Source organism: Burkholderia sp. SIMBA_062, assembly GCF_046534765.1.
Classification (GTDB): domain Bacteria; phylum Pseudomonadota; class Gammaproteobacteria; order Burkholderiales; family Burkholderiaceae; genus Burkholderia; species Burkholderia ambifaria.
Window position 1 is genome coordinate 14,353 of sequence record NZ_JAWRYD010000030.1, and the last position, 16,828, is coordinate 31,180.

The window sequence follows — 16,828 nt, forward strand, 5'->3', positions numbered from 1 at the left end:
TCATGTCGCGCCTGCTTGCCATTTTCCGGCTCGGCGTCAAGGAGCTCTGGAGCCTCGCCCGCGACCCGACGCTGCTCGCGCTCATTGTCTACACGTTCAGCGCGTCAATCTACGTCGCGGCCACCGCTCGCCCGGAAACGCTGCACAAGGTACCGATCGCGATCGTCGACGAAGATGCGTCGCCGCTGTCGGCGCGGATCGCGGCGGCCTTCTTTCCGCCGCAATTTGCGCCGCCCCCGATCGTCGATGCCGGCGTCGCGGATCGCGGCCTGGACAACGGCGACTACACGTTCTCGCTCGACATTCCGCCGGACTTCCAGCGCGACGTGCTCGCCGGCCGTCACGCGACGATTCAGCTCAACGTCGACGCGACCCGCATGACGCAAGCGTTCACCGGCAGCACGTACGTCCAGCAGATCGTGTCGGGCGAGATCGACGCATTCGTGCGGCGCAATCGCGGCACGGCCTTGCCGCCCGTCGATCTCGCGATGCGGATGCGCTTCAACCCGAATCTCGACGAAGTCCGCTTCGGCGCATTGATGGAGCTGATCAACAACGTGACGATGCTGTCGCTGATCCTCACCGGGGCCGCGCTGATTCGCGAGCGCGAGCACGGCACGATCGAGCATCTGCTCGTCATGCCGGTGAGCGCGGCGGAGATCATGCTCGCGAAGGTGTGGTCGATGGGGCTCGTCGTCGCGGCCGCTGCCGTCGTGTCGCTGAAGTTCGTCGTGGGCGGTGCGCTCCACGTACCGATTCCCGGCTCCGTGCCGCTGTTCGTGGCCGGCATGGCGTTGCACCTGTTCGCGACGACGTCGATGGGAATCTTTCTTGCGACGCTCGTGCGCAGCATGCCGCAGTTCGGCATGTTGCTCGTGCTCGTGCTGCTGCCGCTGCAACTGCTGTCGGGCGGGCTGACGCCGCGCGAGAGCATGCCGCTCGCCGTGCAGGACATCATGCTGATTGCGCCGACCACCCATTTCGTCGAGCTCGCGCAACGGATCCTGTACCGGGGCGCTGGCGTGGACGCGGTCTGGATGCAGTTCGCGGCGCTGTTCGCGATTGGCTGCGTGCTATTCCTGCTGTCACTGAAGCGATTCCGCAAGACGATTGGTCAGATGACGTAATTGCCCCGTCCGGTCACGCGAGGCCGCGGCTTGTGCGTGGATACAGATAGGGCTCGTCGCGACGCAGGGCAAGCGGATCCGGATCGTCGATTCGGAAGGCCGGCGGCAAATCTGATCGCGCCGCGTGGCTCCGTCGAGTAGATTGCGCGAGTTCGCCGTCGACGACGTGCAGATCGGTTCGGCAGACGCCGCACGCATGGACGTCGATCGGGAGTTGACCGGCAGCAGGCGACAAGTCGGGCATGCGCGCTTCGCGCAAACGCGGTGTCGTGCCGTCGAACATCATCGCAAGCATGCTCGCGTCCCCACCGCGCGATCGTGTACTCGTCTCGCATCGCGTCCGCACCGCCCGGTGACGAGCGCTTGATGTGGGTCAACGGCCGCCGAGCGGTTGCTGACACGATGAAGTGGCGTTTCGCCGCCAGCGCGGTGACCTGGAGATGATCGAATGATATCCGTTCCGCCGCTTGTCGCCGGCGCCCCTCCCGACCATCACCTGATGGTCGCTGCCGGCCTACGCGGTGCTGGCTCCGTCCAGCCACAACCCGAACCAGCCGATCGAGACGGCCGGACTGCGCGCCCATTTGTGCCACACGTTCGGGTTGCGCGGCGAACCGCAGTTTCCGTTGCATGTCGGGCGCGAACCGCATGGGTCGCATTCACCGCGTCGCCCGCTCGACGAAGTGGTCTCCGTCTCCTGATCCCGACGAGGAAACCGACATGAGCATCATGCGTTGCGCCGCCTTCTGCGCGATGGCGGCGGCGGCCGGCATGGCGGCCGCGCAGACGGCCTTGCCCGAGCCGACCGAACTCGTCGACGCGCAGCACTGCATGTTCTGCCATACGCCCGACGTGACGTTCCTCGGGCCGTCATTCCACGAGATCGCGGACCGCTACCGCGGCGATCCGAAGGCCGGCGCGCAACTGGAACGCAAGCTGCGCGTCGGCGGTCCTGCGCACTGGGGCGACACGCCGATGCCATCCGCCATCGAGCGCGGCGGGCCGCTGTCTCCCGACGACGCGCATCGGCTCGTGCAATGGGTGTTGAGCCAGTAACCGGCGCCAGCCCCTTCCGTTCATGTCGACCATCGTCAAACGCGTTCCCGCGAGCGTCGCGAAACGCGGCGCACGCGCACCGTACCCGACGCGTCGGCAAACGCCCGAACCGCCCCGCTGTCGCTACCGCACCAACCCGGACAACGGGTCCGATGCAGTTGCACTCGACACGCAGCGACGCGTCGCGCTCGCTCGCGATGCCGGCATGCTTGTGATACTCGACGGACAGATCGGGCGCGAGCGGTACGAAAGCGTGACGGGATCGATCGCCACACTCGCCCGCTTCGCCAAGGCGCTGCCGCTTGCGGTGCTCGAGGCCGCATGACGTTGCGCGTAGCCGCGTCGCCCGCCGGTTCAGACCGTGAAGGTGTTCGATTTCTTCATCTCGATCCACGTCATCCCGGCTCGCAGCGCATCGATCGCGGCTTCGCGCTCGGTTGCATGGATCCTGCTATGTGCGAACGTCCGCTCGCATACGCCATCCGGCGATTTGAGCGTGACGTGGATCCGACAGCGGAAGCCGCCCGTTTCGGCCGCGACCGTCTCGATCGCGACCGACCAGTCCGCATCGTGAAGCTCACCCGACAGTGTCATCTGACTTCCCATGGATCTGGGCGGACCGCACATCCGCCGGCCGCCCGCCTGATTTACTCGACCACCAGGTCGTCGACGACCGCGCGCACGCCTCGCGCCGACCACGCGGCACCGCGCACGGCCTTGCGCTCGGAAAACGAGCCAACCTTGCCGGACAACCGCACGGTGCCGTCGTGCACGTCGATCGCAATGTGCTTCGCTTCGCGCTCCGCGTGACGCATGATCGCGCGCTTGATGTTGCTGCCGATGTCGTCGGCGCCGATCGTCCCCTGTACCGCGATGTGGTCGGTCACGCCGGTGACGCTGCGCATCTGCGAGATCGAGCGCACGGCCAGGTGGCTCTGATACGCCCAGTCGACCTTGCCGGACAGCGTGATCCAGCCGCGTTCGACCTGCACCTTGAGCGCATCGTCATGCAGACCGACCGTCCAGTGCAGCACCGAGCGCACCGCTTTCGCGATGTCCTCGTCGGTACGCACGTCGTCATCCGGCAGATGCACGGTCATGTCGACGACCAGCGCCTTGACACCGGCCACGCGGTTCGCCGCCCGCTCGATCGCCAGCTTCTCCGCATAGCTCGGCGGGTGCCCCGAAAGCGTCACGATGGCGTCGGTCACCTCGACACCGATGCGTGTCGAATCGATCGACGGGTCGGAATCCAGTTCATCCTGAATGTCCTGCTTCAACTGTTTGTCGGTTTTCATCGTCTGCTCTCCTGTGAGCCGCGGCGCGCCTGTTCGCCGCACACAGCCAGAGTTGCACACGCGCGGCCCCCGCTCGCTGATGCAGGTCAACGGATGCATCGCGCCGCACGGCGTGGCCGGTCGATGCGTCGCTTGACGGAGGTCAACCCGATGCGGGCCGGCCGCCTTATCGTCAGATTGCCGATGCGCGCAATCTGACCGGCTATCAGGCCTTCGTCGGCCGCGCGCGATGCGTGTCGGCATCGTCCGCTGCCGGTCACCCGATCAGCCGATCGTGAGCTTCTTCTGGCCTGGTGAGCGTCAAGGGCGGACGCCGATTACGTGCAGAACCGGAAATAGCCGCTGTGAAGCAGGATCGGCCGCCCGCCGACTTCCTCGAGCAGGCAGCGCGCCGCGCGTTCGATGGCGGGACGATGACGCGCAAAGGCGTCGACGAGATCCTGCTCGCGAGGTGACGCCGCACGGAAGTGATCTTCCAGCGCGGCCGCGGTGATCGCACAGTGCACGCGGCGGCCTTCGACGAGTGCCGGAAAGCTCAGCGCGGGGTCGATGCCGCAATACATCGGGTGTTCGGAAGGAAACGAGATCTGCATGATGATCGCCTGGGCAGGTGGCATGGCAGCGACGCTAGGCCGCCGCGACGGCGGCGTGCGCGGCATCGTCGCCGCGCACGAGTAAGACCGGGCAACTCGACGTGCGGATGAAGCGTTCGGCGACACTGCCGAGCACCAGCCGCCGGACACCGCGTCGACCGTGCGTGCCGACCACGGCCATATCGATCGAATGGTCGACGACGTATTGCTGAAGTCGCTCCGCGACGTCCTGACCGAAATCGGTCTCGATGATTTCCGTCTCGCCGTTGACTGACGCGCGCGAGATCGTCCGGTCGGCATCCCGCAGGATTGCCGCGCCATGCCGCCGGATCTCGTCGAGCAAGGCTTCAGGCTCCATGCGGCCGCGGTAAACGAACAGGGTCGATTTGTCGACGACGAAAACGGCGAACAACCGGGCACCGCATAGCCTGGCCATCCTGAGACCTTCGTCGAGCGCCTGTTTCGCGGAAGGACTGCCGTCCGTCGCGACCATGATATTCGTGTACATGCGAGCCTCGCGCAAAGAACGGACGCGCTTGCGGCGTCCGGATTCGTTTCCATCATCGGCACTCGACGCAAGCCCGCGTTGACCGAGGTCAACGGTTTGGAATCGCATCGAAATCGGCCCGCGACCCCACGGGCGGCCATCGCCGCATGCCGCCCGCCAGCCGCCGTTGCGCCGGATCCGGGCAACCGCGACGTGAGAGACCGTATTGTCGAGGGGCGGCGGCGTTCGCCGCTAACCGGGCAGGTTCTCGTACGATTGAAAACCGTTCCCTATCTCGAGGACTTTCCTGGCGCACGCATCGTATTGCCACCCCGGGCCGCCATTGCTGTCGTACATACCCTTGCACATCGCCTTGAGCCGGATCACCGTGCCGCCGTCGCCCGATGCCGTGCGCGACGCCCAGAGATAGACTTCTCCAGCCATATACGGTTGCGCCGTTTCGATTCGGTCGGCACTCGCTCGCGTGATTCGGGTTGACGAATGGGCTTCGACGTAGCGGCGCGTGCGAATCCAGGCGCGATCGCATTCCGAAGGCGTCGAGCATTGCATCGATGCTGCCTGACGCATTGCAAGCAGTTGCATTTCCGTCGTCCTGAATGTTCCGGCCCGGTCTGCCCCCGCACATGCGCCCAGCGCAAGCACCACACCGACCATCAATGCTCGTCGTTTCATCATGAATGCCTCGTCGGCCCGTGAGTTCCGCCCGCAATCGAGCGACATGACCGCGCGCGGCGGCCGCCAGTCCCGCCATGTCGTCGCGCGCGGTCACGCGTTCACGGGTGCTGGAACCGACTGTATGGCCGCTCTCCCGAGCGCGGTTGACTTGCATCAAGCGTCCTCTTGCGCGGCGGAGCTTGACTCGTATCAAGTCGGCACGCGCGCTGCTCGGCTGCAATGGAGTCCGTCGAGTGGTGGCGCGTGGCTTGCCGCACCGATCCAACAAAATCGAGCAGACGAGAACGTGCCGTTCTCGTTCGAATCCAACCTGCGCGGTGCGGCAACGACGACGCGCGCCCCGCCACACCGATCCGTCCATCATGTCCCGAACGCCTCACGTACCGTTCGCGCTGGGCCGCGGAAATGCCCGAAGGAAGGCGATGCAATTCGATCGCGCGTTGAGTCGGCCCGCCACGTATCCGCACCCTGCGGGCCGCATCGAGCGGATCGAAACCCATCTGTCCGTCGTCTATCTGGCGGGGCGCTACGCGTACAAGCGCATCAAGCCGGTGCGTTTCGCCTTCGTCGATCTCGTGCGCCCCGCGCGGCGGCGCCGCTGCGCGCTCGCGGAATGCACGCTCAATCGACCGTTCGCCGGCCCGCTGTACCTGGGCGTCTGGCCCCTCGTCGAACGCGGCCGACGATGCGCGTTCGATGCGCCGGCGCAGACCGGCGGGGGCCGGCAGCGGCAGCAGACGGCATCACCGGGCGAGTACGTGGTGCGCATGCGCCGGTTCGACGCGCGCGCGATGTTGTCGGTCCGCAGCGCGTCGCTCGATGAAGGGCTGGCGGATGCGGACGCCCTCGCCGACATGCTGGCTCGCCATCATCTGCATGCGCCGCGCCGTGCCCCGCGCGGCCATCCCGGCAGTGCGGAGTGCGTCGCGGCCCAGTGCCGGCCTTTGCTCGACACGCTCGACGTCGCCGTGACGGACGAAGCCGCGCTGCGCGCCTGGTACGAAGCCGAGTTGACCCGCATCGCACCGCGGCTTGCCGATCGGCATGCGCACGGATTCGTGCGCGCGTGCCACGGCGATCTGCATCTCGACAATATCGTCCGCTGGCGCAACCGGATCCTGATGTTCGACTGCATCGAATTCGACGACACGCTGCGCTGGATCGACGTGGCGAGCGATCTCGCGTTCGCGTTGATGGATTTCTCCGCACACGGGCGCGAGGATTGCGCTCACCGCCTCCTTTGCGGATGGCTGGCACGCACGGGCGACCATGCGGCACTGGGCGTGCTGCCGTGCTACTTCGTCTATCGGGCACTGGTGCGCGCGCTGACCGCGCGACTACGCGGTGACGAAGCGGCGCGCGTCCGCTATCTGCGCATTGCGTCGGCCATGGCCAATGCACGACGCGATGCGCAACCGATGCTCCTCCTGTGTCACGGGGTGTCCGGCTCCGGCAAATCGCTGGCCAGCCGCGCGCTGGCCGAGCGGCTCGGGGCGATCCGGCTGTCCAGCGACGTCGAGCGCAAGCGGGATGCCGGTGTTCCCGAGGACAACCGTCTGCCGCGCGGCGCCTATTCGGACACGGCGATCCACCGGATCTACGAAAGGCTGCTTTCAGAGGCAGGCGTCGTGCTCGACAGCGGCTACACGGCGATCGTCGACGCGACGTTCCTGCGCGAACGCAACCGCGCGGCGTTCATCTCGCTCGCCGCACGGCTCGGCGTGCGCGTCGCGATTCTCGATTTCACCGCGAGCCAGGCAACGCTCGCCGCGCGTGTCGCGGCGCGGGCGGCATGCGGACGCGATGCCTCCGATGCCGACGCCGCCGTGCTGGCACGACAAATCGAGCGTGCGGACCCGCTGACCGAAGCGGAAGCTGCGATCGCGATTCGTTTCGACACCGATTGCGATGTCGCGGCGTATGGGAGCCACGCATTCTGGGCGCCATTGCGCGCCGCGCTACGTACGTAAGCTCGCGGTGCGAGACCTCGACGGAACAAGTCGGCCCGGCGCCGGCGGCCAAAGCAGTCAGTGTGTGCAATCTGCGAAACCTGCTCGCGATTCCAACCGTCGATGCCCCGGCACTCCTCATGCCAGCGCACCGCCACGCAAACGCGCCGCCATCATGTATAGGGATGAGCGGGCGCTTGTATCGCACTGTATCCATCGCTGCTTCCGAGAAGCGGGCATACACGAAGCCCCTGTCGCGGAAACATGGCCGATACGTTGATGGGTTGTACTGTCGACACGCCGAAGACGCCACGCGGCGCCGCTTTTGAATCCCATCGGATCGACCATGAAAATATTCGTCACCTTCGACAGCGCCGGTATGAAGCTCGCCGGCCACCTCTACCTTCAGCCCGCCGAAGCCGGAATCCTGCGTCCCGCTATCGTCGTGGGCCACCCCGGGGCCGGCGTCAAGGAGCAGGCAGCCGGCTTGTACGCGCAGCATCTGGCGCGGCAAGGGTTCATCGCGCTTGCTTTCGATGCGGCCCATCAGGGCGAAAGCGATGGCGAGCCGCGCGGACTCGAGGATCCAGCCCAGCGCATCGAGGACTTCAAGGCCGCGGTCTCGTTCCTCACGACACGCGAGAACGTCGATCCGGACCGCATCGGTGCGCTGGGCATCTGCGCCTCCGGCGGCTACCTCATTCCGGCCGCCGCCACCGACCCACGCATCAAAGCAGTGGCGACGGTCAGCGCCGCGGACATCAGCCTGCAATTTCGCTTCGGTGCGGACCGCCGGCAGAATCCCGCGATATTCCAAAGCATGCTCGATGCCGCCGCCGCGGCTCGCACAGCCGAGGCAAACGGCGAAGGCGTCGGCGTGTTTCAGATTTTCCCGACCGAAGCGCAGGCACGCGTGAGCGACCGGCACGTGTTCGAAGGCTGGGAATACTACTGCTCCGCGCGCGCGCATCACCCGCGCTCGGCCACGTTCTTCACCTGGAACAGCGTGGATCGCATTGCGCACTTCGACGCCTTCCGGCTCATTGATGCAATCGCGCCACGCCCGCTGCTGATGATTGTCGGCACTGAGGCCGCCACGTCGTGGATGTCGTCGGACGCCTTCGCGAACGCACAGGAACCCAAGGAGCTGTTTTGGGTGGAAGGTGCTACCCACGTCGCGCTGTACGACACAGTGCCGTATGTCGATGCCGCCGTAACGAAGCTCAACGACTTCTTCAGCGAGAAACTTGGTGGGCCTGCCGCGGCATAGTTGATTTGATGATCAGTGCACCTACCGTTCCGGCCAGGGACATCGGATCCCGCCTCGGCTAAACCTGTCCGTCACCGGCGGCGCAACGCGGACTTCAAACAACACTTGGCCGGCGCCCGTCGAAATTTTTCCGCAAAGGGGGTGAAACATGTGGAGGTATTGCCGTATTGGGTTACTAGCGCCCGACGCGTAGCGTCAGCGGGTGGGCCCGGATGGGTGCGCCTCCCTGGACTGGTCTGCCAGCCTATCCAACCTCTTGGCTCGCCATGCCTTCCAGCCATTGCTCGAACGCGGACACCGCGGCATCGTCGGCGCGATCGGCATTCGTCACCAGCGTGTAGTCGTCCGCGCGCCATACGGGCGACGCGATGGGACACACGAGGCGGCCCTCGGCGAGATCGCGCCCGATCAGCGGCAGCGACGCCAGCGCCACGCCCAGCCCCTCGATGGCCGCGCCAAGCTGAAGATTCACGTGATCGAATTCGACATGGCGCGCCGCCCGCAGATCGGCGGCGCCCGCTTCCCGCAACCAGTGCGACCAGGCGGAGCGCGTCGTGGCCGAATGCAGCAGCGTGTGATGGCGCAGGTCGGCCACGCTCTGTATCGGATGCTGGCGCAGCAACGCGGGGTTGCAGGCCGGAACGCGCAGGTCGGGCATCAACGGGCGCGATACGACGCCCGCACCCTGCTCCGGACCGGAGCGAACACCGATATCGAAAGCATCGGCGACATAGCGCAGCTTGCGCGATGTCGTCGACACCCTGACGTCGATATCGGGATACCGCGAATGGAAATCGGCAAGCCGTGGCAGCAGCCAGCAAAACGCGAAGCTCATCGGCACATTCACCCGCACGACGCCCGATATCCGGTGCGTGAAGGTGTTGTGGCGCAGCCGCACCACCGCGGTACCGAGGCGTTCGAACGCGTGGCTGACGTCGTTCAGCAATACGGCCCCTTCGTCGGTCAGCACGACGCCGCGCGGACGACGGTCGAACAACGGCAGGCCGAACCAGTCCTCCAGCAGCCGGATCTGTTTACCTACGGCCCAATGGGTGACATGCAGTTCCGCCGCCGCGCCCGCGAAGCTGCCGTGCCGCGCGACCGCATCGAAAGCGCGCAGCGCATTGAGCGGGGGCAACTCGTCCCGATGCTTCGCAGCACCGTGGCTTTCACCCATGACGTGACTTTTTCTCTCCATTGACGCGATTTTAGCTCAATTGAAATGGCTGATGCGTCCGCCATAGAATTGACGCATCGAGCCGAAAACCAGACCACGAGCGGCGTCCATCAGCCGCTGGTATAGAGAGAACGTCATGCGCTTGCCGGTTTTTTCCCCTCCCGCGATGCGGGACGCTGTGCCATCACGGCCGCGCGTGCTGTGGCTATCCTGCATTGCACACGCAATCCACGATGGCTATACCGACATGATCTACGCGCTGCTGCCCGTATGGCAGTCGGAGTTCGGACTCGACTTCGCGGCGCTGGCTATCCTGCGCGGCCTCTATGCCGGCACGATGGCGGTGCTGCAGTTGCCGGCAGGGCGTCTCGCGCAACGCCTGGGCAGTCGCGCCGTCCTTGCGATAGGCACGCTGCTCGCCGCGCTGGGCTATGCAATCGCCGGCACGTCGGGTGGCCTGCTCGGTCTGTGCGTGGCGCTGGCGATCTCGGGCGGTGGATCCAGCACGCAACATCCGATCGCATCGGGCGCCATCTCCCGCACCTATGGGCGTGATGCGAGAGGCCCACTGAGCCTCTACAACTTTTCCGGCGATCTGGGGAAATCCGCGCTGCCGGCAGCCATTTCGCTGCTCGTGATCATGATGCCGTGGCGTCACGCGCTATGGGTCGTCGCCGGATTGGGTTGCGTGGTTGCCGCGGCCATCGCATTCTGGTTTCCCGCCGTGCCACGTGGCGCCGGAAAAACGGCGGCAAAAGAGCAAGCGTCCGGTCATCGCAGGGGCACCGGGGAGCGCGGATTCACCACGCTGTTTTCCATTGGCGTACTCGATACGGCCGTACGCATGGGACTGCTTACCTTTCTGCCTTTCCTGCTCAACGCAAAAGGCATATCGCCACAACTGTTGGGAACGGCCCTTGCGCTGGTTTTTATTGGCGGGGCGGCCGGCAAATTCTTCTGTGGCAGGCTTGGCGCGCGTATGGGTGTGGTGAGTACGGTGCTGCTCACGGAAGGCGGTACGGCCGCGTGCATCATCGGCGTGATGTATCTCCCGTTGGCGCTTACCATGGTGCTGCTACCGATTCTGGGCATGATGCTCAACGGCACGTCGTCCGTGCTGTACGGAACCGTTCCGGAGATGTCCCCGCCCGAGCGCACGGAGCGCGCATTCGCGATTTTCTACACGGGAACGATCGCATCGGGCGCGATATCGCCTGTCCTCTACGGTTTCCTTGGCGACAGGATCGGTGTGCAGGCCGCCACATATGCCACCGCGTTCACCGCCCTGGCAATTTTTCCGCTCGCGCTCGCACTGCGCCCGCATCTCGAAGATCACTCGACAGGATGAACACCATGACGAAGTCTGACTACCCGACCATCGCCCTTGTCGGTCCGGGCGCAATCGGAACGACCGTCGCCGCGGCCCTTCATGAGGCTGGCCGCACGCCGGTGATCTGCGGCCGCTCGGCGCACGAGCGGCTGACGTTGCGCTTCGATGGCGGCGAGATCGTCGTGCCCGGGCCCGTGCTGACCGATCCGCAAGCGGTCGACGAACGGTTCGATCTCGTGTTCGTTGCGGTCAAGTCGACGCAAGTGGCAAGCGTGGCACCCTGGATCCCGGCGCTATGCGATGCGAGGACGGTTGTCTGCGTGCTGCAAAATGGCGTCGAGCAAACAGCCGCATTCGCGCCATATGCAGCCGGCGCGGCGATCGTGCCATCGGTCGTCTGGTTTCCGGCGCAACGGGAATCGGATGCGTCGGTGTGGCTGCGCGGCAAACCTCGGCTCACGGTGCCCGATACGCCGGCGAGCAACGTGGTGGTCTCCGCGTTACACGGCACGCGATGCCCGGTCGAGGTGGCGGACGATTTCGTCTCGCTCGCGTGGCGAAAGCTTTTGCAGAACGCGGTGGCGGGACTCATGGTGCTGACTGGCCGCCGCGCCGGCATGTTCTCGCGAAGCGACATCACCGAACTGTCGCTCGCCTACCTGCGGGAATGTCTCGAAGTCGCCCGTGCGGAGGGCGCGAAGCTGGGCGATGAAGTGCCGCAGGAGATCCTCGACGGGTTCCATCGCTTCCCGCCCGATTTGGGGACGTCTATTCTTGCCGACCGGCAGGGTAACCGGCCCCTGGAATGGGACTGCCGGAACGGCGTTGTGCAGCGATGCGGACGATCTCGCGGAATTCCGACGCCGATCAGCGATCTGGTCGTGCCGCTTCTCGCGGCCGCCAGCGATGGTCCCGGCTAGTCGCAAAGAATCCGGTATCCAACCCGACTTGCGTGAGCCGTCATCGGAAACGACTCCGGTGAGTCTGGTTGTCACTTCAACTGATCCGGTTTGGCTTGCGCCAATGCGGCCATCTCGACCACCTGTCGCATGACTTGGAAGCCGGCAATGACGGCTAGAAACATCGCGGCCCGCTGCGAGGTTTCTTCGCCGGGCAGCAGCTCGGATAACGGTCGGGCAAAGTGCGTTTCAAACTTCCTGCGCAGAATGGCTGTGGCTTGCCCATTGTTGGCCGATCGCAGCATGATGAGAAACCCGTCCATCGACGTGATGTCCGGTGCCGTCTTCGCCACAAGCGCGACGCGTGCCGCTCAGGCTGGCAGCACGAGCAGCGTGTTGCCGGCCTGCTCGTTCCAGTTGTCGAGCGCTTGCAGATAATCGCCCGCCGGATTCATCTTGAACGCGAGCTTCGCGGACGCCACCGTCACCACGCCCGCCTCCGACAGATTGAAGCCCCACTCGACGCCGCCCAGATAGGCGCTGTGCTGCACATCCACCGCGATCGTCACGAGCCGCACCTGCACCAGTTCGCCGACCCGCGCCGCCATGTGCCGGGGCGTATCGATGATCCACGCGCGCTGGTAGCCCTTGCCGCGCCGGGAGCCCGCGCCCGACAACGTCTGGACGCCGCTCTGCTTGATCCAGTCACGCAACTGCGGCGTGATGTGCGGCGTCAGATCGCTTGGCCGGGGCACGCCCAGATCATTGGTGCCGTACCAGGGCGACACGCTGTTGGAATCGAGTGACCAGCCGTTCGCCGCGCGCTCCCGTTCGCGATCGTTGATCCACTGTCCCTGCGGCCGGATCAGCTGGACCAGCCGCACGTTGTCGCTGTCCCGGTCGGCGCGGAACCAGAGTGCCGTATCGACGCCCACATTGATGCGCCCGCCCACGGGTTCGTCCGGGCTCGAGTTGTAAGGGGCATACACGGCGAACTCGAATTCGCCGCCCGAGGTGGAAATTGTCGTCATCGATTTCTCCTGGATGAATTGAGCCTGCCCTGAGTTGGACGTAAGCGCGCCGCGCGCGTGAATGGCGTGGTTGGATAAATTTGGTGGGACACGGGGACGTTTGCGCGCAACCGACGCTCTGGCGGCGCTGTCAACAATTCGGGTTCTGGTGAGTCGTCGGGCTGCGCTTCACGGTTGCCGCCCTTCCCTTGCGTTCGTGGTCCTGCGACGAAACGGGCGAGGACCGGCGACACGTCAAGAAAGCAGCGCGGTGCGGGATGGAGCCGGAGGGATCGCGCATGCGCTGCGCGACATCCTGCCCGTGCCGCCGCTTTCCGACGATATCGACGCGGACGAAATCGTGATTCGCGCGCCCACGCCCACGCCGTGACAACAACAAGCCGGCGGAACGGCGAACCGTTCCGCCGGACGACTACTCACCGGCCGTACTCGGCAAGATGCCCGTCACCGATCGTATTCGAGCGATTCGGAGAAGAGCATGTCGCCCGTATCCGACCAGCTCAGGTTCACGAACGAGAAGTCGGTGCTCCCCGTCCAGCCGGCCACCGACGGAAACGCCGCGCCCTGATCACCCGGCACGTCGAGCTTGATCGCGGCGCCCGGCTGCACCGGCAACGCGCGCGCGGAGCCGTTGACGAACATCGGCGACGTCTGTCCTGCCGCGGTTGCGCGAATCTGCACGTTGCCTCGCTTGACGAACGGCAGCCCCGCTTTCGACGTCCAGCTCAACGGGAACGTCGCGCCGCCCGCAAAGGTGCCGGCGCTGCCCGGCGTCAGCGCGTCGCGGGTCGACTGCGCCACGTCGTGCCATGCGTACTGGCGCAACGCATCGGGCAACGGCGACGGCGTGCGCAGCCGGACCGTATAGTGCAATTTCGGCGTCGCGGTGTCGCCGTTCTGGTAAACGTCGATCGTGTACGCGCTGAATGGTTTGATGTCGGCGAGCTCGGCGGCGCTCAGTTGCGGCTTCGCCCATGCGGTATTGTTGCGCGGCGCATCGCCCGGCCACGAAAGCAGACCCTGGTTGGCCGGGTCCTGTGCGACGCCCGCCAGGCGGTAATTATTGCGGCACTGGGGCGACTTCAACAGCGCGGCAAGCTGAGCCGGTGTCTGCCCGCTTGCAATCTGCGCGCGGATGTTCAGCGTATCGCAGGTGCCGCTCGACGGCTGCAGGAACACGCCATGGCGCAACCCGGGGCCGTTGACGATCGCGAAGTCCACCGGTGCGCCCGCCGCATCGACGGTTCCTACCTGCAGGTTCAGCGAATCGATGAACGCGTTGGTGCCGGTCATCGGGTTGGCCGGATTCAGCCAGTCCCACTTCTGCGCGTTCGCGTTCACCTTGCTTAGCACCGCGCGCTGATTGCCGACGACGCGCCAGCCCGTATCGCCGCTCGCGAGACTGGCCGCCCGGACGGCGAGCTGCACATGCTGCTGCATGCCGTCGCGAATGCCGTCGGTGCGCGTCCACGCGAGCTTCACCCACATCGTATCGCCGGCGACGACGCGGATCACTTCCGGCAGGCTGAAGCTTGCGTTGTTCATCGCATCGTCGGCGACGAGGCCCGGCGTGCCGCCGCCGGCCGGAGCGCCGAACTCCTGGTCGACCGACATTCCGTTGTTGAGATAGGCAGTGGGCACACCGGTGTTCAACGCGCCCGACGCGACGTCATCGACGAAGATCAGCCCGCACGCCGGCACCTTGCCGTCCGCGCGCGCAGCGCCGGTCGAGCCGGCGAAGCACTGGTTGAGCGCGCTCTGCAATCCAGCCAGATCGCTGGCGCTCGGCAGATTCGACACCGCCACGCCACCGATCGTCGCGGCGGCCGGCAGGCTCGCCTTGTCGCTGGCCTGCGGCGCGACGCCGGGAGCGAGCTCGAGCTGCACGGGCGTATCGCTGGACGCGCCCGCGACCGAACTGATCTGCACGCCGCCGTTCGGCAATACGTTGATCTTCACCTGGTCGAGCAGTCGGTCGAGTCCCGGTGCACCCGCGGTCAACGGCCCGGAAATCAGGTCGACGCCCGTGTTGCCGGTCGCGGCCAGCACGTCGGCCAGCACCGCCGAATAGGCCTGCACCGTGCCGGCGACGGCCTGAGCGGTGACCTTGCTTTGCAGCAGCCCGCTGTCCCCCAGCAACTTCGTCGGGTTGTCGCCGACGATCGTCGCGGCGATCGCGTTCGTGATCGGCGTGATGTTGATCGTCTGCGTGCCGCCGGTCGCACTGAGCGCGATCAGGGTCGCTTGCGAATCGGCGACGTTGCCGTACGCGGACAACGCGAAGGGCGCGGTCAAGCCGGTCACGGTGCAGTGAAACGCGCCGGTCGCGGCATCGGCCGGACAGTCCACCGATTTGCCGGTCGCGTCGATCAGTTTCACGGTCGCGCCCTGCATCGCCGCGCCGGCCGCCGCGACACCGCTGACCGTCTGTGCGGCAGGCTCGGGAGGCGACGAGGACGAACTGCCTCCGCCTCCGCAAGCTGACAGCACAAGCGCTGCAATACCGGACACGACAGGTTTGAGTTTCATTGCTTTTCCCCGAGAGTCTTCTGGTTGTCAGGTGCGCTACGCACCGCGCATGCACGCTGGTCGACGGGGATTCTCGCAAAGGCGTTTTTTGTGTTCATCATTCAGGTGAATGAAAATCGCGAAACAATGCGACCCTGAATGCAATTCAGCTGTGTTAGCCTGAAAAAAATTCGGTATTCGAACGGATATCGTCATACAAAAGCACCCTATACGAAGACCAAGATCGCGATCCGCCGGGGGTACGCATGCAACGGGACCAACTTATCGGCGACCTCTATGAGGCCGCGCTGCATCCAGACGGTTTTCTCGAGATATTCCATCAGGTATCCGAATCACTCGGCGCAAACGTTTTTCACATGTTCGGCTGGGATACCGCCCGCAACGCGCCGAAGTTCTCGATCTATTCGCCGCGCGCCGAGCTGGACGGCATCGTCGCACTCTACGACCAGTACTATGGCGCGCTCGACCCGCGCCGCGGTTTTGTCGAAAATGCGCGGCTCGGCGAATTCGTGTGCTGCCAGGATCATCTGAGCGAGCGCGATGTCGAACGCAGCGAGTTCTTTCAGGACTACCAGATTCCGTCGGGCATTCGCTATCTGATGGGGGTGCGCCTCGCGCGTCCGGGCAGCGACGACATTCTGCTCGGCTTGCTGCGCGCCCACGGCCGATCGCCCTATTCGTCCGAGGAGCGCGCGACGCTGGCGGGCATGGCGGGACATCTGCAACGCTCGATCAACCTGTGGCAGGACGCGCGCATACTGCATCGCGACGCCATGCTCGGTGGCGAACTGATGGAGGAACTGGGCTTGTCCGTCTTCGCGCTCGACAGGCATTCGCACGTGGTATTCGTCAATCGCGCGGCCGAATCGATGCTGCGCGCGACGACCTGCCTCAAGCTCGAGCACGGGTGCCTGAGCGCCGCGGGAGCGCCGCAGAACGATGCGCTGAAGGCAGCGCTGGGCCGCGTCGCGAAGACGCGCAAGAGCGAGAGCCTTGCGCTGTCCAGCACCCTGAGCGATGCGCATGAAATCTTTCTCGGCATCGCGCCATTGTCGGGGCAGGCGCTACAGGCGACCTTCGGCGACGCGACGATGCTGATCACGGTCAGGCAACGCAGCGCGGCGCCGCTCGTCGTCGCGCAACAGTTGCGACAGGCGTTCGGCTTGTCGAGCGCCGAAGCGGCCGTTGCGGAAGCGCTGCTCTGCGGCAAGACGCCGGACGAATGCGCGGCGAACACCGGCGTGGCGCTCACGACCATTCGCACCCAGTTGCGCGCGATCTACGAGAAGACCCATTCGCGCAACCAGGCCGAGGCCGTTGGACGCATGCTCTGGGTGCTCCCGCAGCGCAAGCGCGAAGGCTGACCCGCCGATGCTGAGGGCCGGC

General features: G+C 65.6%; 18 protein-coding genes and 1 pseudogene. 8 read left to right on the plus strand and 11 right to left on the minus strand.

The window, feature by feature from the left end:
* Positions 1-2: 2 nt before the first annotated feature.
* Positions 3-1,127: an ABC transporter permease gene (locus SB786_RS26975; RefSeq protein WP_410730147.1), complete on the plus strand. Its 1,125-nt coding sequence runs from the start codon at positions 3-5 to the stop codon at positions 1,125-1,127.
* Between the two features lie 133 nt (positions 1,128-1,260).
* Here the strand turns inward: SB786_RS26975 and SB786_RS26980 are convergent.
* Positions 1,261-1,422: pseudogene (locus SB786_RS26980) on the minus strand (alcohol dehydrogenase); the annotation flags it as partial.
* A gap of 425 nt (positions 1,423-1,847) precedes the next feature.
* Between SB786_RS26980 and SB786_RS26985 the strand changes: the two are divergent.
* Positions 1,848-2,183, plus strand: coding sequence for a c-type cytochrome (locus SB786_RS26985; RefSeq protein ID WP_410730148.1), 336 nt, complete (start codon positions 1,848-1,850; stop codon positions 2,181-2,183).
* A 22-nt stretch (positions 2,184-2,205) separates the two neighbouring features.
* A complete protein-coding gene (locus SB786_RS26990) occupies positions 2,206-2,508 on the plus strand; it encodes a hypothetical protein (protein WP_410730149.1) in 303 nt (100 codons plus the stop codon).
* Positions 2,509-2,537: 29 nt separating this feature from the next.
* Here SB786_RS26990 and SB786_RS26995 read toward each other — a convergent pair whose 3' ends face one another.
* The 5 genes from SB786_RS26995 to SB786_RS27015 all read right to left on the minus strand — a co-directional run bounded on the left by SB786_RS26995 (position 2,538) and on the right by SB786_RS27015 (position 5,257).
* On the minus strand, positions 2,538-2,777 hold the full coding sequence (locus SB786_RS26995; RefSeq protein WP_012372513.1) for a hypothetical protein: 240 nt from the start codon (positions 2,775-2,777) through the stop codon (positions 2,538-2,540).
* Between the two features lie 53 nt (positions 2,778-2,830).
* Complete coding sequence (locus SB786_RS27000) at positions 2,831-3,481, minus strand: BON domain-containing protein (RefSeq protein ID WP_410730150.1); 651 nt, start codon at positions 3,479-3,481, stop codon at positions 2,831-2,833.
* 317 nt (positions 3,482-3,798) lie between these two features.
* Positions 3,799-4,074 carry a DUF1488 domain-containing protein gene (locus tag SB786_RS27005; RefSeq protein ID WP_041490313.1) on the minus strand — a complete coding sequence of 92 codons (276 nt, stop codon included), beginning with the start codon at positions 4,072-4,074 and terminating at the stop codon, positions 3,799-3,801.
* 34 nt (positions 4,075-4,108) lie between these two features.
* Positions 4,109-4,582 carry a universal stress protein gene (locus SB786_RS27010; protein ID WP_410730201.1) on the minus strand — a complete coding sequence of 158 codons (474 nt, stop codon included), beginning with the start codon at positions 4,580-4,582 and terminating at the stop codon, positions 4,109-4,111.
* A gap of 231 nt (positions 4,583-4,813) precedes the next feature.
* Complete coding sequence (locus tag SB786_RS27015) at positions 4,814-5,257, minus strand: hypothetical protein (RefSeq protein ID WP_410730151.1); 444 nt, start codon at positions 5,255-5,257, stop codon at positions 4,814-4,816.
* A gap of 362 nt (positions 5,258-5,619) precedes the next feature.
* On the opposite strand from SB786_RS27015, the gene SB786_RS27020 reads away from it, so the two are divergent.
* Together SB786_RS27020 and SB786_RS27025 are read left to right on the plus strand one after the other, a co-directional pair.
* Positions 5,620-7,227, plus strand: coding sequence for an AAA family ATPase (locus tag SB786_RS27020; RefSeq protein ID WP_410730152.1), 1,608 nt, complete (start codon positions 5,620-5,622; stop codon positions 7,225-7,227).
* A gap of 325 nt (positions 7,228-7,552) precedes the next feature.
* Entirely contained in the window at positions 7,553-8,476 is a 924-nt protein-coding gene (locus tag SB786_RS27025) for an alpha/beta hydrolase (protein WP_410730153.1), read from the plus strand.
* 244 nt (positions 8,477-8,720) lie between these two features.
* On the opposite strand, the gene gcvA is transcribed toward SB786_RS27025, so the two are convergent.
* Positions 8,721-9,653: a transcriptional regulator GcvA gene (gene gcvA / locus SB786_RS27030; RefSeq protein WP_410730154.1), complete on the minus strand. Its 933-nt coding sequence runs from the start codon at positions 9,651-9,653 to the stop codon at positions 8,721-8,723.
* Positions 9,654-9,689: 36 nt separating this feature from the next.
* Entirely contained in the window at positions 9,690-9,869 is a 180-nt protein-coding gene (locus SB786_RS27035) for a hypothetical protein (RefSeq protein ID WP_410730202.1), read from the minus strand.
* On the opposite strand from SB786_RS27035, the gene SB786_RS27040 reads away from it, so the two are divergent.
* Positions 9,790-11,001: an MFS transporter gene (locus SB786_RS27040; RefSeq protein ID WP_410730155.1), complete on the plus strand. Its 1,212-nt coding sequence runs from the start codon at positions 9,790-9,792 to the stop codon at positions 10,999-11,001. The genes SB786_RS27035 and SB786_RS27040 overlap by 80 nt on opposite strands.
* A 5-nt stretch (positions 11,002-11,006) precedes the next feature.
* The gene (locus SB786_RS27045; RefSeq protein ID WP_410730156.1) at positions 11,007-11,903 is read left to right on the plus strand and encodes an oxidoreductase; all 897 of its coding nucleotides are present in this window, start codon (positions 11,007-11,009) and stop codon (positions 11,901-11,903) included.
* Between the two features lie 71 nt (positions 11,904-11,974).
* Here the strand turns inward: SB786_RS27045 and SB786_RS27050 are convergent, their stop codons facing one another.
* The 3 genes from SB786_RS27050 to SB786_RS27060 all read right to left on the minus strand — a co-directional run bounded on the left by SB786_RS27050 (position 11,975) and on the right by SB786_RS27060 (position 15,442).
* Positions 11,975-12,205: a hypothetical protein gene (locus tag SB786_RS27050; RefSeq protein ID WP_410730157.1), complete on the minus strand. Its 231-nt coding sequence runs from the start codon at positions 12,203-12,205 to the stop codon at positions 11,975-11,977.
* 48 nt (positions 12,206-12,253) lie between these two features.
* Positions 12,254-12,913: a hypothetical protein gene (locus SB786_RS27055; protein ID WP_410730158.1), complete on the minus strand. Its 660-nt coding sequence runs from the start codon at positions 12,911-12,913 to the stop codon at positions 12,254-12,256.
* A 444-nt stretch (positions 12,914-13,357) separates the two neighbouring features.
* Positions 13,358-15,442, minus strand: a complete 2,085-nt coding sequence (locus tag SB786_RS27060; RefSeq protein ID WP_410730159.1) for a hypothetical protein — start codon at positions 15,440-15,442, stop codon at positions 13,358-13,360.
* 245 nt (positions 15,443-15,687) lie between these two features.
* Between SB786_RS27060 and SB786_RS27065 the strand changes: the two genes are divergently transcribed.
* Positions 15,688-16,806, plus strand: a complete 1,119-nt coding sequence (locus tag SB786_RS27065) for a helix-turn-helix transcriptional regulator (RefSeq protein WP_410730160.1) — start codon at positions 15,688-15,690, stop codon at positions 16,804-16,806.
* The last annotated feature ends 22 nt before the right edge of the window (positions 16,807-16,828 follow it).

Excerpts from the sequence above, each read along its gene's own strand:
- SB786_RS26975 (WP_410730147.1), top strand. The coding sequence starts at position 3 with ATGTCGCGCCTGCTTGCCATTTTCCGGCTCGGCGTCAAGGAGCTCTGG.
- SB786_RS26985 (WP_410730148.1), top strand. The coding sequence starts at position 1,848 with ATGAGCATCATGCGTTGCGCCGCCTTCTGCGCGATGGCGGCGGCGGCC.
- SB786_RS26990 (WP_410730149.1), top strand. The coding sequence starts at position 2,206 with ATGTCGACCATCGTCAAACGCGTTCCCGCGAGCGTCGCGAAACGCGGC.
- SB786_RS26995 (WP_012372513.1), bottom strand. The coding sequence starts at position 2,777 with ATGACACTGTCGGGTGAGCTTCACGATGCGGACTGGTCGGTCGCGATC.
- SB786_RS27000 (WP_410730150.1), bottom strand. The coding sequence starts at position 3,481 with ATGAAAACCGACAAACAGTTGAAGCAGGACATTCAGGATGAACTGGAT.
- SB786_RS27005 (WP_041490313.1), bottom strand. The coding sequence starts at position 4,074 with ATGCAGATCTCGTTTCCTTCCGAACACCCGATGTATTGCGGCATCGAC.
- SB786_RS27010 (WP_410730201.1), bottom strand. The coding sequence starts at position 4,582 with ATGTACACGAATATCATGGTCGCGACGGACGGCAGTCCTTCCGCGAAA.
- SB786_RS27015 (WP_410730151.1), bottom strand. The coding sequence starts at position 5,257 with ATGATGAAACGACGAGCATTGATGGTCGGTGTGGTGCTTGCGCTGGGC.
- SB786_RS27020 (WP_410730152.1), top strand. The coding sequence starts at position 5,620 with ATGTCCCGAACGCCTCACGTACCGTTCGCGCTGGGCCGCGGAAATGCC.
- SB786_RS27025 (WP_410730153.1), top strand. The coding sequence starts at position 7,553 with ATGAAAATATTCGTCACCTTCGACAGCGCCGGTATGAAGCTCGCCGGC.
- gcvA (WP_410730154.1), bottom strand. The coding sequence starts at position 9,653 with ATGGGTGAAAGCCACGGTGCTGCGAAGCATCGGGACGAGTTGCCCCCG.
- SB786_RS27040 (WP_410730155.1), top strand. The coding sequence starts at position 9,790 with ATGCGCTTGCCGGTTTTTTCCCCTCCCGCGATGCGGGACGCTGTGCCA.
- SB786_RS27035 (WP_410730202.1), bottom strand. The coding sequence starts at position 9,869 with ATGCAGGATAGCCACAGCACGCGCGGCCGTGATGGCACAGCGTCCCGC.
- SB786_RS27045 (WP_410730156.1), top strand. The coding sequence starts at position 11,007 with ATGACGAAGTCTGACTACCCGACCATCGCCCTTGTCGGTCCGGGCGCA.
- SB786_RS27050 (WP_410730157.1), bottom strand. The coding sequence starts at position 12,205 with ATGGACGGGTTTCTCATCATGCTGCGATCGGCCAACAATGGGCAAGCC.
- SB786_RS27055 (WP_410730158.1), bottom strand. The coding sequence starts at position 12,913 with ATGACGACAATTTCCACCTCGGGCGGCGAATTCGAGTTCGCCGTGTAT.
- SB786_RS27060 (WP_410730159.1), bottom strand. The coding sequence starts at position 15,442 with ATGAAACTCAAACCTGTCGTGTCCGGTATTGCAGCGCTTGTGCTGTCA.
- SB786_RS27065 (WP_410730160.1), top strand. The coding sequence starts at position 15,688 with ATGCAACGGGACCAACTTATCGGCGACCTCTATGAGGCCGCGCTGCAT.